The sequence below is a fragment of the Mycobacterium sp. NGS57 genome, assembly GCF_059812405.1.
In genome coordinates this window covers 210280-224692 of sequence record NZ_JCALCP010000010.1, presented here as the reverse complement: position 1 = coordinate 224692, position 14413 = coordinate 210280, and the positions used below count along the sequence as shown (strand labels likewise).

The 14413-nt window shown below is 71.3% G+C and carries 16 protein-coding genes; 5 read left to right on the top strand and 11 right to left on the bottom strand.

The annotated features are described in order from the left end of the window. Nucleotides 1-9 precede the first annotated feature (9 nt). The gene (gene glgC / locus AC5Y43_RS20175; RefSeq protein ID WP_499975321.1) at nucleotides 10-1224 is read right to left on the bottom strand and encodes a glucose-1-phosphate adenylyltransferase; all 1215 of its coding nucleotides are present in this window, start codon (nucleotides 1222-1224) and stop codon (nucleotides 10-12) included. 165 nt (nucleotides 1225-1389) lie between these two features. Here glgC and glgA point away from each other — a divergent pair, with 165 nt between their 5' ends. After that, a complete protein-coding gene (gene glgA / locus AC5Y43_RS20170; protein WP_499975320.1) occupies nucleotides 1390-2553 on the top strand; it encodes a glycogen synthase in 1164 nt (387 codons plus the stop codon). 7 nt (nucleotides 2554-2560) lie between these two features. Here the strand turns inward: glgA and AC5Y43_RS20165 are convergent, their stop codons facing one another. The 7 genes from AC5Y43_RS20165 to log all read right to left on the bottom strand — a co-directional run bounded on the left by AC5Y43_RS20165 (nucleotide 2561) and on the right by log (nucleotide 8135). Then, nucleotides 2561-2728: a DUF3117 domain-containing protein gene (locus tag AC5Y43_RS20165; protein WP_003406247.1), complete on the bottom strand. Its 168-nt coding sequence runs from the start codon at nucleotides 2726-2728 to the stop codon at nucleotides 2561-2563. Between the two features lie 103 nt (nucleotides 2729-2831). Next, the gene (locus tag AC5Y43_RS20160) at nucleotides 2832-3410 is read right to left on the bottom strand and encodes a DNA-3-methyladenine glycosylase I (protein ID WP_499975318.1); all 579 of its coding nucleotides are present in this window, start codon (nucleotides 3408-3410) and stop codon (nucleotides 2832-2834) included. After that, entirely contained in the window at nucleotides 3407-3760 is a 354-nt protein-coding gene (locus AC5Y43_RS20155; protein WP_499975317.1) for a DivIVA domain-containing protein, read from the bottom strand. Before AC5Y43_RS20155 ends, AC5Y43_RS20160 begins: the two co-directional genes overlap by 4 nt. A 44-nt stretch (nucleotides 3761-3804) precedes the next feature. After that, on the bottom strand, nucleotides 3805-4776 hold the full coding sequence (locus AC5Y43_RS20150; RefSeq protein WP_499975315.1) for a glucosyl-3-phosphoglycerate synthase: 972 nt from the start codon (nucleotides 4774-4776) through the stop codon (nucleotides 3805-3807). Then, complete coding sequence (gene folP, locus AC5Y43_RS20145; RefSeq protein WP_499975313.1) at nucleotides 4773-5675, bottom strand: dihydropteroate synthase; 903 nt, start codon at nucleotides 5673-5675, stop codon at nucleotides 4773-4775. Before folP ends, AC5Y43_RS20150 begins: the two co-directional genes overlap by 4 nt. Nucleotides 5676-5744: 69 nt before the next feature. Next, on the bottom strand, nucleotides 5745-7529 hold the full coding sequence (gene fadD6 / locus AC5Y43_RS20140; protein WP_499975311.1) for a long-chain-acyl-CoA synthetase FadD6: 1785 nt from the start codon (nucleotides 7527-7529) through the stop codon (nucleotides 5745-5747). A 42-nt stretch (nucleotides 7530-7571) separates the two neighbouring features. Beyond that, on the bottom strand, nucleotides 7572-8135 hold the full coding sequence (log, locus tag AC5Y43_RS20135; RefSeq protein ID WP_499975309.1) for a cytokinin riboside 5'-monophosphate phosphoribohydrolase: 564 nt from the start codon (nucleotides 8133-8135) through the stop codon (nucleotides 7572-7574). 61 nt (nucleotides 8136-8196) lie between these two features. Here log and AC5Y43_RS20130 point away from each other — a divergent pair, with 61 nt between their 5' ends. From AC5Y43_RS20130 to AC5Y43_RS20115, 4 genes are all read left to right on the top strand, one after another. Then, complete coding sequence (locus AC5Y43_RS20130; protein ID WP_499975307.1) at nucleotides 8197-10320, top strand: AAA family ATPase; 2124 nt, start codon at nucleotides 8197-8199, stop codon at nucleotides 10318-10320. Between the two features lie 64 nt (nucleotides 10321-10384). After that, complete coding sequence (locus AC5Y43_RS20125; protein ID WP_499975305.1) at nucleotides 10385-11881, top strand: cellulase family glycosylhydrolase; 1497 nt, start codon at nucleotides 10385-10387, stop codon at nucleotides 11879-11881. A 40-nt stretch (nucleotides 11882-11921) separates the two neighbouring features. Then, nucleotides 11922-12194, top strand: coding sequence for a type II toxin-antitoxin system Phd/YefM family antitoxin (locus tag AC5Y43_RS20120; protein WP_499975304.1), 273 nt, complete (start codon nucleotides 11922-11924; stop codon nucleotides 12192-12194). Nucleotides 12195-12196: 2 nt separating this feature from the next. Beyond that, on the top strand, nucleotides 12197-12604 hold the full coding sequence (locus AC5Y43_RS20115) for a type II toxin-antitoxin system VapC family toxin (protein WP_499975303.1): 408 nt from the start codon (nucleotides 12197-12199) through the stop codon (nucleotides 12602-12604). 48 nt (nucleotides 12605-12652) lie between these two features. Here the strand turns inward: AC5Y43_RS20115 and AC5Y43_RS20110 are convergent, their stop codons facing one another. Genes AC5Y43_RS20110 through dapE form a run of 3 tightly spaced genes read right to left on the bottom strand, consistent with a single transcriptional unit; the run spans nucleotide 12653 to nucleotide 14396 of the window. Then, a complete protein-coding gene (locus tag AC5Y43_RS20110; protein WP_499975302.1) occupies nucleotides 12653-13048 on the bottom strand; it encodes a type II toxin-antitoxin system VapC family toxin in 396 nt (131 codons plus the stop codon). Between the two features lie 2 nt (nucleotides 13049-13050). Further along, the gene (locus AC5Y43_RS20105) at nucleotides 13051-13299 is read right to left on the bottom strand and encodes a type II toxin-antitoxin system Phd/YefM family antitoxin (RefSeq protein ID WP_499975300.1); all 249 of its coding nucleotides are present in this window, start codon (nucleotides 13297-13299) and stop codon (nucleotides 13051-13053) included. Between the two features lie 32 nt (nucleotides 13300-13331). Beyond that, a complete protein-coding gene (dapE, locus tag AC5Y43_RS20100; protein WP_499975299.1) occupies nucleotides 13332-14396 on the bottom strand; it encodes a succinyl-diaminopimelate desuccinylase in 1065 nt (354 codons plus the stop codon). Between the last annotated feature and the right edge of the window lie 17 nt (nucleotides 14397-14413).

Sequence of the window (14413 nt, the reverse complement as noted above, 5' to 3'; positions counted from 1 at the left end):
CCCCGCGCCCTAGATCCAGATGCCCTTGCCCACGGCGACCACGCCCCCGGCGCTGATCGCGAAACGCTCGCGGTCCTTCTCCAGGTCCACGCCGACCATCTCCCCGGGCCCCACGACGACGTTCTTGTCCAGGATCGCGTGGCGCACCACCGCGCCGCGGCCGACGCGGGCGCCCGGCATGATCACGCTGCCCTCCACGATCGCGCCGTCGTCGACGACGACGTTCGACGACAGCACCGAGTTGCGCACCGAGGCCGCCGAGATGATGCTGCCGGCGCCCACCACCGACTCCTGGGCCGAGCCGCCGTTGACGAACTTGGCCGGCGCCAGGTTCTCCGACTCGCCGCGGATCGGCCAGCGCTTGTTGTAGAGGTTGAACACCGGATGCACCGACACCAGGTCCATGTGCGCGTCGTAGAACGCGTCCAGCGTTCCGACGTCACGCCAGTAGCCCCGGTCGCGGTCGGTGGCGCCGGGCACCTCGTTGTCGGAGAAGTCGTAGACCGAGGCCATCCCGTCGTCCACCAACCGCGGGATGATGTCGCCGCCCATGTCGTGATCGGAGTGGTCGTCGTCGGCGTCGGCGCGGATCGCGTCGACGAGCACCTTGGTGGTGAAGATGTAGTTGCCCATCGACACGAACGTCGACGCGGGGTCGCCGGGCGTGGCCGGCGGATCCACCGGCTTTTCCACGAAATCGCGGATGCGGCCGGACTCGTCGGCGTCGATGCAGCCGAACGCCGAGGCCTCGGCGCGCGGCACCCGGATGCCGGCCACGGTCGCGCCGGCCCCGCTGTCGATGTGGTAGCGGACCATCTGCTCGGGGTCCATCCGGTAGACGTGGTCGGCGCCGAAAACGACGAGATAGTCGGGGTCTTCGTCGTAGATCAGGTTGAGGGACTGATAGATCGCGTCGGCGGAGCCGGTGTACCACCGCGGGCCGAGGCGCTGCTGGGCCGGCACCGGCGTGATGTATTCACCGGCCAGGCCCGACAGCCGCCAGTTCTGCGAAATGTGTCGGTCGAGCGAATGCGACTTGTATTGGGTCAGAACGCAGATCCGCAAATAGCGGGCGTTGACGAGATTCGACAACACGAAATCGATCAGCCGGTAGGCACCCCCGAAGGGAACGGCGGGTTTGGCCCGGTCCGCGGTCAGGGGGTACAACCGCTTGCCCTCACCGCCGGCCAGGACAATGCCCAGCACGTGTGGCGCTTCCCTCATGGCTCCAAACTATCGGCCGCCGCCAACCGCTGCCAGCGGGAACCGGCGTGCCCGCTGTGCTGACGGATTGTCAGTCAAGGTGTTTGGCGTGATCCAGGACCCGATTACTCCATTATGCCCACGGCCCACTCGCGCGCCGCCACGTCTCCGAACTACCGTGCGGATATGCGCGTGGCGATGATGACCCGGGAGTACCCGCCCGAGGTCTACGGCGGAGCGGGGGTACACGTCACCGAACTCGTCGCCCAGCTGCGCCGGCTGTGCGCGGTCGACGTGCACTGCATCGGCGCGCCCCGCCCGGACGCCTTCGCCCAGCAGCCCGACCCGCGCATGCCCGGCGCCAACCCGGCGCTGGCCGCGCTCTCGGCGGACCTGATGATGGCCAACGTCGCGTCGGCCGCCGACGTCGTGCATTCGCACACCTGGTACACCGGCCTGGCCGGGCACCTGACCGCGTTGCTCTACGACATCCCGCACGTCCTGACCGCGCACTCGCTCGAGCCGCTGCGGCCCTGGAAGGCCGAACAGCTCGGCGGCGGGTACCGGGTGTCGACGTGGGTGGAGCACACCGCGGTGCTGGCCGCCGGCGCCGTGATCGCGGTCAGCGCGGCGATGCGCGAGGACATCCTGCGCGTGTACCCGACCCTGGATCCCAGCCTGGTGCACGTCATCCGCAACGGGGTCGACACCGGCGTCTGGCATCCCGCGGGCCCGGGGGAAACCGGATCGGTGCTGGCCGAACTCGGCGTCGATCCGCAACGGCCCATCGTGGCGTTCGTCGGGCGCATCACCCGGCAGAAGGGGGTCGCCCACCTGGTGGCGGCCGCGCACCGGTTCGCGCCCGGGGTGCAGGTGGTGCTGTGTGCAGGCGCGCCCGACACCCCGGAGCTGGCCGACGAGGTCGGCGCCGCGATAGCGGCGCTGGCCCGCAGCCGGGCGGGGGTGTTCTGGATCCCGGAAATGCTGCCCACCGCGGAGATACGCGAAATAGTATCGGCAGCAACGGTTTTCGTATGCCCGTCGATGTATGAGCCGCTGGGGATCGTGAACCTGGAGGCGGCGGCGTGCGCGACGGCGGTGGTGGCCTCCGACGTCGGCGGGATCCCGGAGGCGGTCGCCGACGGCGTCACCGGGACGCTGGTGCATTACGAGCCCGACGATCCGGCCGGTTTCGAGGCCGCGCTGGCCGACGCGGTCAACGCGTTGGTCGCCGATCCCGACAAGGCAAAGCGCTATGGCGAGGCGGGACGCCAGCGCTGCGTCGAGGACTTCTCGTGGGCGCAGGTTGCCGAGCAGACGCTCGAGATCTATCGGAAGGTGCGCGCGTGAGCCGCAGTTAGCTGGTGACGCCCTTGAGTTCGTCGCCCAGGGCGGCGGCTTCGTCGGGCGTCAGCTCCACGACCAGCCGACCACCACCCTCGAGCGGTACCCGCATCACGATCCCGCGCCCCTCCTTGGTCGCCTCCAAAGGACCGTCTCCGGTACGGGGCTTCATCGCCGCCATCGAGTGCTCCCTCCAGATTCGGACTGCGTCGACTGCCAAATCACCCCCCCATTGTTCCCTATCCGGGTCGGCAGTTATACAAAGACCCGCTTCTGGCGCCCGATCAGGCCGCCCCGGGCACCCAGCAATCGCGCAGATGGTCGTCGACCATGCCCGTTGCCTGCATCAGCGCATAGGCGGTGGTCGGCCCGACGAAGCGGAACCCCCGCCGTTTCAGCTCCCGGGCCATGGCCTTCGATTCGTCTGTGGCCGAGGGGATTTCGGACGCCTCGGCGGGGCGGGGCCGCGACGACGGCGCGAACGACCACAGCAGCGTCGACAGGTCCGCCGCGGACCCCAGCTCGGCGGCGGCGCGGGCGTTGGCGATGGTGGCGTCGATCTTGGCCCGGTTGCGCACGATTCCCGCGTCCGCCATCAGCCGCGCCGCGTCGGCGTCGGTGTAGCCGGCGACGGTCTCGATGTCGAACCCGTCGAAGGCACGCCGGAAGTTCTCCCGTTTGCGCAGGATGATCAGCCACGACAGCCCGCTCTGGAATGCCTCGAGGCTCATCCGCTCGAACAACGCCACCCCGTCGCGCAGTTCGCGGCCCCATTCCTGGTCGTGGTAGTCGCGGTACATCTGAAAGTCCGGCCCGGGCCGAATGCCCGCCCAGCCGCACCGGATCAGCCCGTCATCGCTCACACTGTGTCCTGACGCTCCTCGGCGTCCTCCGGTTCCACGGAGTCTCCGTCGGTCTGGTTCTCGGCACCAGCGTGCACTGCACCGAGCTGCCCGCGTAGCGCCTCGAGCTCGCGGGCCAGCCGGTCCAGCACCCAGTCCACCTCGCTGGTCTTGTAGCCGCGCAGCACCTGGGTGAACTTCACGGCGTCGACGTCGGCGCCGGTCACGCCGAAGGCGGGCAGCACCGTGGCCGTCGTCCCCCGCGGCAACGGCGGCAGCTGCTCGCCGCGACCGAACAGCAGGCTGGCCGCGCCGAACAGCACGATCGCCACCAGGACCAGCACCACCAGGTACAGCAACACCAACGCCACGCGTTCGATATTGCCCTATTGCGCCGACACCGCCGCCATTCCGGTCAGCGTGGCCTTACGCCGTTCATCGGCGGGCGGTCCTGAAGCGACACCGGCGCGGTCCGGGCGGTGTAGCCGGCCGGCCCGTCGGCGAAGAACTGGGTCAGCCCGACCCCGGAGTCGGGAATCCCGCAGCGCGACAACAGCGTCGCGATGACCTGGCGGCTCATCGCGCCCAGCTCGGCCAGCGGCCGGTTGCGATGCGCCCGCACGCCGAGATTGACCTGGGCGATCGCGTCCAGCCCCAACCGGTCGAAGGTGTCCACCAGCAGGCCGATCTCCACGCCGTAGCCCGGGGCGAACGGCAGCGAGGTCAGCAGCTCCCGGCTGGCCGCGTACTCGCCGCCGAGCGGCTGCAGGATGCCGCCGAGCTCGGGGCGCAGCGCCGCGAGCAGCGGCCGGGCCACCAGCTCGGTCACCCGCCCGCCGCCGGTGGCGCCGGCGCCGCCGCCCGCGTCGCCGACCGCCAGCGGCCGCCGGTAGAAGCTTTTGACCAGGTGGATCCCGTCACCGGTGAGCAGCGGCGCCACCAGCCACGGCACGAACATCGGGTGCGGGTTGATCAGGTCGGAGTCGACGAACACGACGACGTCGCCGCTGGTGGCCGCGAGCGAGCGCCACAGCGCCTCGCCCTTGCCGGGCCGGGTGGGCACCTCGGGCAGGGCCTGTTCGCGGCTGACGACGCGGGCGCCGGCGGCGATGGCGCGGATCTCGGTGTCGTCGGTGGAGCCGGAGTCCAGCACGATCAGCTCGTCGACCAGGCCGTCCACCAGCGGGGAGATGCTGTCGATCACCGACTCGACGGTGGCCTCCTCGTTGAGGGCGGGCAGCACCACCGAGATCGTCCGCCCGGCCTTCGCGTCCTCGAGTTCGCCGACGGTCCAGGCGGGACGGCTCCAGTTGCGGTCGGACAGCCAGACGTCGCCGGGCCGCGCGGCGAGGACGCCCGTACCGGCAAGGTCGACCAGCTCGGTCATGCGAGTCCCCTCACCGTGCGCGCGGGCGGGCGGGTGCCCTGGATCGCGGCCACCATCTCCAGCACCCGCCGGGTGGCCGCGACCTGGTGCACCCGGAACATCCGGACGCCGGCCGCCGCGGCCAGCGCGGTGGCCGCCAGCGTTCCCTCGAGCCGTTCGGTCAGTTCCACACCCAGAGTCTCCCCGACGAAGTCCTTGTTGCTCAAAGCGAGCAGCACCGGCCAGCCGGTTTCGACGAGATCGCCCACGTGGCGCAGCAGCGCCAGGCCGTGGAATGTGTTCTTGCCGAAGTCGTGGGCGGGGTCGATCAGGACCCGGTCGCGGGCCACGCCGGCCGCGACGGCCCGCTGCGCCGCGGCGGTGACCTGGCCGATGACGTCGTCGACGACCCCGCGCGTGCTGGTCCCGTAGCTGACCCGGAACGGCCGCGTGCGCGGCAGCGCGCCGCCGGTGTGCGAACACACCAGCCCCGCCCCGAACTCGGCGGCCACCTCGGGCAGGACCGGGTCGACGCCGGCCCAGGTGTCGTTGATCAGGTCCGCGCCCGCGGCGCAGGCCACCTTCGCCACCCGCGAGCGCCAGGTGTCGACGCTGATCAGCTGGTCGGGGTAGGCGCCGCGCAGCCATTCGACGAACGGCACCAGCCGGGCGATCTCGGTATCCTCGTCGACGGCCTCGCCGGGGCCCGCCTTGACGCCGCCGACGTCGATGACGTCGGCGCCGTCGGCGATGGCCCGGTGCGCGGCGTCGCGGGCGGCCTCGTCGCTGAAGGTCGCGCCCCGGTCGTAGAACGAATCCGGGGTGCGATTCACGATCGCCATGATCAGCGGGCGATCCCCGGCGACCGGGCGGCCGCACAGCGTCGAGTGCACGCGTCCATACTGCCCCGCCCGACGCATCGAAACTGCATCCAGTGCTATCCCCGGGCGCGCAAACACGCTCTCAGCGCAGTCTCGGCGCCCAAAATCTCAGCCCTTCGGCCGCTTACCGCCCGCAACCTCTTCGGGATAGCCGTCGTAGTACGGCACGTAGCCCTCGTCGCGGCCGGCCAGCACGTACAGCGGGTCCTCGACATCGGCGCCGTACCCCTGCTCGCGCAGCTCAACCTTGCGGCTCTTGAACGTCGACGTGTGCTCCAGCGTCTTGACCACCCGCACGAACAGCGGCAACGCGTAGGCGGGCAGCTGGCCGTACACCGCCCGGGCCAAAGACGCCCCGTCGAACTCGGCGCCCTCGCGCAGTTGGACCGCGGCCATCCCGGCGCGCCCGCCGGTGCGCGGGATCTCCACGCCGAACACCGTGCACTCCTCGACGGACGCGTCGGAGGCCAGCGCCGCCTCGACCTGCGTGGTGGCCACGTTCTCGCCCTTCCACCGGAACGTATCGCCGAGCCGGTCGACGAACGCGGCGTGCCCCATGCCCTGCGGACTCATCACGTCGCCCGAGTTGAACCAGCAGTCGCCCTCGCGAAAAGCGTTGCGCACCAACTTCTTTTCGGTCGACTCCTTATCGGTGTAGCCGTCGAACGGCTGCAGCTTGTTGACCGGGCTGAGCAGCAGCCCGGGCTGGCCGGCCGGCACCTTGCGCACCCGCCCGTCGGCGCCGCGCAGCGGCTCGCCGGTGTCGGGGTCGTACTCCACGTAGGCAAGGGGCATCGGCGAGATGCCGGTGGTCCGCGGCACGTTGAAGATGTTGATGAACGCGGTGTTGCCCTCGCTGGACGCGTAGAACTCACACACCCGCGCGATCCCGAATCGCTTGGTGAACTCGTCCCAGATCTCCGGGCGCAGCCCGTTGCCGGCGATCACCCGGATCTTGTGCGCGCGGTCGGTCGGTTTGGCCGGCTGGTTGAGCAGGTAGCGGCAGATCTCGCCGATGTAGATGAACGCCGTGGCGTCGTAGGCGATCACGTCGTCCCAGAACTTCGACGCCGAAAACGAGCGGCCCAGCGCCAGCGCCGCCCCGGAGTTGATCACCGACGACAACGCGACCGTCAGCGCGTTGTTGTGGTACAGCGGCAGGCAGCTGTAGAGCGTGTCGGAGCTTTTCAGCCGCAACCCCAGCCCGCCGAACGCGGCCAGGGCGGCCAGCCACCGGCGATGCGTCATCACGCTGGCCTTGGGGAAACCCGTTGTGCCCGAGGTGAAGATGTAGAACGCGGTGTCGCGTGCCCGCACCGCCGACGCCGACGCCGGGTTGGCCGCGGGCGCGCCGACGGCGAATCGCTCCAGGTCCTCGACGGTCAGCGTCTCGGTGGCGCCCGCGCCGCCGCACTCGGCCACGGCGCTGACCAGATCGGTCTCCGCGACCAGGACCTTGGCGTCCAGCAGGCCCAGGCTGTGGGCCAGCACCTCGCCGCGCTGGTGGTAGTTGAGCATGCCGGCGACCGCACCGCACTTGACCGCGGCCAGCATCGACAGCACCGCGTGCGGCGAGTTGCGCAGCATGATCGCGACCACGTCGCCGCTGCCCACGCCGCGCGCCGCCAGCACCGAGGCATACCGGTTGGCGGCCGCGTTGGCGTCGCGGTAGGTCAGCTGCTGATCGCCGAACCGCAGGAAGACCCGGTCACCGTAGCGGGCGGCCCGCTCGGCGAACACCGTGCCGATCGACTTGTGCGAGCCCGGCTGGGCCAGCAGCCCGGTCAGCGTCCCGCGCACGATCGTCGGCACGTCGGCCAGCACCCTCGGCACCCGGGCCGCGATGTCGGCCAGCCGGACCGCGGTGCGCGCTCCCCCGTCGTGATCGGACAATTGGTACCCCTATTCCCGTGATCCCCCCGCGGACGCCGGTCCTCAGGCGGGAGCGCACGCCTCCACTGCGGCCCCCACCTTATCGACCAGCACCAACCGGTCCATCGCCGCTTGCGTGATGTATCCGCCGTCGAGCAGCCCGCACAGCCACAGCCACAGGCCCTCGTAGTGCCCGAAGGGGTCCAGCAGGACGACGGGCTTGTCGTGCACGCCGAGGGAACCGGTGGTCCAGGCGTCGAACAGCTCGTCCAGCGTGCCGATGCCGCCGGGCAGCACGAGAAACGCGTCGGCGCGGCTTTCCATGACCTGTTTGCGTTCGTGCATGGTGTCGGTGACGATCAGCTCGTCGGCCCGGGTGTCGGCGACCTCGAGGCGCATCAGGTGCTGCGGGATGACGCCGACGGTCCGCCCGCCACGGGCGCGCACCGCGCCGGCCACCGCGCCCATCGCCGAGACCCGGCCGCCGCCCCAGACCAGCGTCCAGCCGCGCTCGGCGATCGCCGCGCCGAGTTCCGAAGCCAGCTCCAGCAATTCGGGATGCTCGGGGCCCGACGCGCAGTACACACACACCGCCCACGGCGGCGCGGGATCGCTGGGCGTGGGCATACCCCGAAACGTAGACCACGCGGGGTGCGCGCCGCACACCGCGCGCAATAAAATCCCGCTGGTGCCGATGCGTTGGAACGTCCCCCAGCACGAGGCGGCGCTGCAGCGGCTGGGCGACGCCCTGGTGGCCGGCCGGGGGGCCGTCGTCCTGGGTCCCGACGGCTGCGGCAAATCGACGCTGGCCCGGCTGGCCGCCGAGGATTACGACGGTGCGCACACGCTGGTCCGCTGGGTCACCGGCACCCCCACCGAGCGCGCCGTCCCGTTCGGCGCGTTCAGCCACCTGGTCGCGATCTCCGAGATCGGCAAGCCGGCGGCGCTGTTGCGTGCGGCCCGGGAGTCGCTGAGCGCCGGGCACGACGAGCTGCTGCTGATCGTCGACGACGCCCACGAGCTCGACGTCCTGTCCGCCACCCTGGTGTACCAGCTCGCCCTGGCCGGCGACGCCCGGATGATCGTCACCGCCCGCGCTGACGCCGCGCCCGAGGCCATCGCTGCGCTGTGGACCGACGACCTGCTGCCGCGCATCGACGTCGAGGCGCCCGGCGGCGCGAGCACACCTGGCGAGGTGGACGCGTTCATCGCCGGGCTGCCCGCCCCGGCGCGCGCGGTGCTCGACTACCTTGCCGTCGCGGAGCCGCTGGCGCTGGCCGACCTGACCGTCCTGGCCGGCGACGGCGCGGTCGGCGCGGCCGAGGAGCTGGGGGCGGCCGAGACCCGGGAGCGCGGGGGCGGCGACCCCGTCGTGTACACCGCGCACCCGCTGTTCGCCGAGCGGGCGCGCGCGGCGCTCGGCGCCGACGACGCGCGGCGGCTGCGCACCGGGGTCGTCGAGGCGCTGGCGCGGCGGCCGTCGGAGCACCTCAGCGACCGGCTGCGGCTGGCGTCGCTGGCGCTGGACAGCGACACCCCGCAGCCCGTCGCCGACGTCGTGGCCGCCGCGCAGCAGGCGCTGCGGCTCGGCGACCTCGCGCTCGGCGAGCGGCTGGCCCGCTCGGCGCTGCGGCGCACCGGCGGCCTGGCGGCGCGGCTGGCGCTGGCCCACGCGCTGGGGTGGCAGGGCCGGGGCCGCGAGGCCGACGCGGTGCTGGCCGAGGTCGACTCCGCCGCGCTGGCCGAGCCGGCGCTCATGGACTGGGCGCTGCTGCGCGCGGCCAACCAGTTCTGGATGCTCAGCGAACCGGAGCGCGCCACCGCGTTCCTGCGGACCATCCGGGGCCGGGTCTCGGACGCCGGGCCGCGCCTCACCCTCGACGCGCTGAGCGCCACCTTCGCGATGAACGCCGGCAACGTCGCCTACGCGGTCAAGGTCGCCGGCGAGGTGCTTCACGCGCCGGGGGCCGACGACCAGGCGGTGGCCTGGGCCGCCAGCGCCTCGGCGCTGTGCGCGGCGCGGCAGGGCCGCTTCGGCGACGTCGAGCCGCTGGCGCGGCGCGCCCTGGCCGCCGAGCATCCCGGGCTGCTGCGCTTCACGATCGGGTTCGGCCAGACCACCGCGCTGCTGATGGCCGGCCGCCTCGACGCCGCGCGCGAGCTGGCCCAGCAGTTCACCGACTTCGCCGAGCTGCAGCAGCCCGGCCGCGCGATCGGCGAGGTCCTGCTTTCCCACGTGCTGATCGTCGAGGGCGAATTCGCCCGGGCCGCAGCGCTACTCGGCCCCGCGGCCGCCACCCTGGAACGCACCGGCTACTCGTGGGGACCGCTGTCGCTGACGCTGCTGGCCACCGCGCTGGCCCAGCAGGGCGACACCGCCGCGACGGCAAAAGCCCTGAGCCGCGCGGAATCCCGGCACGGAACCAAGTCGGCGCTGTTCAGCGCGGAGCTCGGGGTGGCGCGGGCGTGGCGGCTGGCCGTCATGCGCGATACGCACGGGGCGGTGGCCGCCGCCCGCGACGCCGCCCGCACGGCCGAGCGCGGCGGGCAGTCCGCGGTGGCGCTGCGCGCCTGGCACGAGGCCGTCCGCCTCGGCGACACCCGCGCGGTCGATGCACTGGCCCGGCTGTGCGGCGAAATCGACTGCGCGGCGGGCAGGCTCGCGCTCGCCCACGCGCGGGCGCTGAGCGCCGGCGACGAGGCGGCGCTGCGCGCGGTGTCGGACGAGCTGGCGGCGGCCGGGATGCGCGCGGCCGCGGCGTCGGCAATTTCAGCGGCCGCGCAGGCGCGCCGCATTGTGCGCGAACCGTGACGCTGCCGTGCCACTGCGGTGACCATGACGCCTCACTGTTTGGCGAAAGTGTTTCGGAGGCACGATGCGAATGCGCCCTTCCCGCGCGCTCAGCGTGGTGGCCGTCGGCCTGCTGATCGCCGCGCTGACCACCGACGCGGCCTCGGTCGTCGCACCGCCGCACGCCGTGGCCGCGGCCACCGGGCCGACGCTGCCGCTCGGGCACGCCGGGCGGTGGCTGACCGACACCGACGGGCGCGTCGTCATCCTGCACGGGCTCAACCAGGTGTACAAGGTGCCGCCGTACGAGCCGTCGGCCGACGGGTTCGGCGACGACGACGCGGCCTTCCTGCAAGCCAGCGGGTTCAACGCGATGCGGGTCGGGGTCATCTGGGCGGCGGTGGAGCCCCAGCCGCTCAGCTACGACGACAACTACCTCACCTCGATCGCGCAGACCGTGGCGACGCTGGCGTCGCACGGCATCGTCAGCCTGCTCGACTTCCATCAGGACCTCTACAACGAGGCGTTCCAGGGCGAGGGCGCGCCGGCGTGGGCGGTGCAGACCGCGGGACTGCCCAACCCGCAACTCGGCTTTCCCGGCAACTACTTCCTCAACCCCGCCGAGGAGCACGCCTGGCACGCCTTCTGGAGCGACGCCCCCGCGCCCGACGGCATCGGGCTGCAGGACCACTACGCGCGGGCCTGGGCGCACGTCGCGTCGTTCTTCCGCGGCAACCCAGGGGTTTTCGGCTACGAGGTGCTCAACGAGCCGTGGCCCGGCTTCATCTGGGAGGGATGTTTCGACCCGATCCTGGGCTGCCCGCTGCAGGACCACAAGCTGACCGTGTTCTATCGCAAGGTAGTGCCGACGATTCGCGCGGCCGACCCGACCAAGTTGGTGTTCTACGAGCCGAACACGTTGTTCGCCGAGGGCATCCACACCGACGTCGGCCGGGTGGTCGATCCGAGCACCGGGTTCACCTTCCACGACTACTGCGCCATCGAGTCGGTGCTGCAGAAGAACATCGGCTGCCGCTTCGAGGACGGCCTCACGATCACCAACGCCAGCCTGTACGCGGACATCATGCACATCCCGCCACTGCTGACGGAGTTCGGCGCGACCAACGACCTGAGCAACCTCGCCGAGGTGATGCGCCACACCGACCGCCACCGGATGGGCTGGTTCGAGTGGGCCTACACCGGCAACGACAAGACCAGCTCGTCGCCGACCGGTCAGGCGCTGGTGTTCGACCCCGGCCAGCCGCCGACGGGCGCCAACGTCAACACCGCCAAGCTCGCCGTACTCGCCGCGCCCTACCCGCAGGTGATCGCCGGCACGCCTCGGGATTGGTCCTTCCGGGGTGGCGTCTTCCGGCTGTGTTACACGACCCAGCGGGCCGACCGCGCGGGCGGCTTCTCCCCCGCCGCGCAGACCCTCGTCTCGGTGCCGCCGATCGAGTATCCCAACGGCTATCACGTGAGTGTGACTGGCGGACAGGTGGTTTCGCCGCCCAACGCCCCCGTGCTGGCCGTCGTCGCCAACGCGGGCGCCGGGACCGTCGACGTCACCGTGACGCCGTGAAGCCGTCGACTGTAGAACGATTTCGTAGTACATTGTGTGGGTGAGCGAAGTACCCGTGCGAGTGCTGAACCAGGAAACCTCCAGGGTGTTGGCGCGTGTGAAGCGCGGTGAGGAAATCACCGTGACGGAGCGCGGCGAGGTGATCGCCCGCATAATTCCGGCGTCTGCCAGTCCGTTGGATGCGCTGATCAGTTCCGGCAGAGTGCAACCGTCCACGCTGCACGGCCCCGCACCTCGGCCGACTGTCCCCATGCGGAACGGCCCGGAAGCCGGCGCACTGCTGGAACGTATGCGCGGGGAAGAACGCTACTGACCGTGATCTATCTGGACACCTCGGCGCTGGTCAAGCTCATCCGGATCGAGCCGGAATCCGAGGCGCTTGGTGACTGGCTTGATCAACGAAGAGAATCTCCCTGGGTCACTTCGGTTCTCACCGAAGTCGAGCTGACCCGCGCTATCCGGGCGGCCGCCCCCGACGGCTTAGCCGCGGTCCCGGCAGTCCTGGCCCGGCTGGACCGGTTTGAGGTTGACGCAGTGCTTCGCTCGACGGCGGCGGCCTACGTCGACCCTGCGCTGCGCTCCCTGGACGCCATCCACCTGGCCACGGCTCAGATCGCCGGTGCGACTGCGCCGTTGACAGCAATGGTCACCTACGACGGTCGCCTTGCTGCGGCCGCTCATGCACTGGGAATCACGGTCGCCGCGCCGCGTGCAGGGTCGTGACGACGATGGGACGAAATCGCCGAAGCTGCAGTCGCTCCGAACCGGCGCTCAGATGGCAACGACGCGGACGAGGCCGTCCAGTCCCGCGAAGTCGTCGCCGTTTCGGGTGTAGAGATCGAGCCGGTTGGCGTGCGCCGTCGCCGCGATGAGCAGGTCGGCGAAACGGCTGCGCGGCTTCGTTCCTTCGCGGACGACGGCGGCGACGACGAGCCCGTAGCTGCGCGCGGCGCCCGCGTCGAACGGAATCGGCTCGAGTATCGATTCGACCTCTTGCAGCCGGGCCTGCCGCTTCGCGGCTTCCACCGGGTCCGCCGCCAGCAGCGGACCGGCGGCCAATTCGGCCGCGGTGATTGCAGAAATGGCGATCTCGTCGGGCAACATGGGCACCACTGCCGGGTCGTGCCAATCGACGACCACCGAGGTGTCGAGGAGGCCCGACGGCACCCTCAGAGTCCTTGATCGATCGACCGGTCGAGGTCCGCACGGAAGCGACGGTGGTCGATACGCACGGCGGCGGTCGCCAGTGCGGCGACGTCGTCGCGGGAGACGAAAGTACGACGACCGGTCCGGATCGGTCGGAGTTCGGCCACGGGTTCGCCATTTCGGGTGACGACGAAGGTCTCACCCGCGGTGACCGCTTCGATCACCTTCGCGTTCTCATTGCGCAGTTCGCGCTGGGCGATAGTCCGAACCACTCATCGATCGTAGCAGAATGTGCTACAGCTCGCTACGCGCTCAAGTATCCCCGCAGCAACTCCACCGCGGCGGTGATGTCGGCGACGGCCACCCGCTCGTCGCGGGTGTGCGCCAGGTTCGGATCGCCGGGACCGAAGTTGACCGCCGGGATGCCCAGCGCGGCGAACCGCGCCACGTCGGTCCAGCCGTACTTGGCGCGCACCCGCCCGCCGGCCGCCTCGACCAGCGCCTTGGCCGCGGGCTGCGACAGGCCGGGCAGCGCGCCCGCGGCGGCGTCGGTCTGCTCGATGGCGACGTCGAGCCCGTCGAACACCTCGTGCACGTGCGCCAGCGCGGCGTCCACCGACCGGTCCGGCGCGAAGCGGAAGTTGACCGTCACCGACGCCGCGTCGGGGATCACGTTGCCGGCGACGCCGCCGCCGATAAGCACCGCCGACAAGCCCTCGCGGTACTCGCAGCCGTCGATGTCCACGGCGCGCGCACTGTAGGAGGCCAGCCGGTCCAGCACCGCGCCCAGCTTGTGAATGGCGTTGTCGCCCAACCACGCTCGCGCCGAGTGGGCGCGGGTCCCGGCGGAGCTGATCACCACGCGCAGCGTGCCCTGGCAGCCGGCCTCGATGTAGCCGCCGGTGGGCTCGCCGAGAATGGCGACGTCGGCGGCCAGCCAATCCGGCAGCTCGCGCTCGATGCGGCCCAAACCGTTTGCGGCCGCGTCGATTTCCTCGCAGTCATAGAACACCAGGGTGAGGTCGTGCAAAGGCTCGGCCACGGTGGCGGCCAGGTGCAAAAAGACCGCGTCACCGGATTTCATGTCCGCGGTGCCGCAGCCGTAGAGGTCGCCGCCCGCCAGGCGGCTGGGCAGGTTGCCCGCCACCGGCACGGTGTCGAGGTGCCCGGCCAGCAGCACCCGCGTCGGCCGGCCCAGCGACGTGCGCGCGAGCACGGCGTCGCCGTTGCGGACGACGTCGAAGCCGGGCGCCTGGGCCCGTAACGCGGCCTCCACCTCGTCGGCCAGGCGCGCCTCGTCGCGCGATTCGCTGGGGATGTCGACCAGCGCCGCGGTCAGCTCGACGGGGTCGCCACGTAGGTCCAGCACGCCCCAAGGGTATCTGG

Coding starts and splice junctions, on each gene's coding strand:
- glgC (WP_499975321.1), bottom strand. CDS start 1,224: ATGAGGGAAGCGCCACACGTGCTGGGCATTGTCCTGGCCGGCGGTGAG.
- glgA (WP_499975320.1), top strand. CDS start 1,390: ATGCGCGTGGCGATGATGACCCGGGAGTACCCGCCCGAGGTCTACGGC.
- AC5Y43_RS20165 (WP_003406247.1), bottom strand. CDS start 2,728: ATGGCGGCGATGAAGCCCCGTACCGGAGACGGTCCTTTGGAGGCGACC.
- AC5Y43_RS20150 (WP_499975315.1), bottom strand. CDS start 4,776: ATGACCGAGCTGGTCGACCTTGCCGGTACGGGCGTCCTCGCCGCGCGG.
- folP (WP_499975313.1), bottom strand. CDS start 5,675: ATGCGTCGGGCGGGGCAGTATGGACGCGTGCACTCGACGCTGTGCGGC.
- log (WP_499975309.1), bottom strand. CDS start 8,135: ATGCCCACGCCCAGCGATCCCGCGCCGCCGTGGGCGGTGTGTGTGTAC.
- AC5Y43_RS20125 (WP_499975305.1), top strand. CDS start 10,385: ATGCGAATGCGCCCTTCCCGCGCGCTCAGCGTGGTGGCCGTCGGCCTG.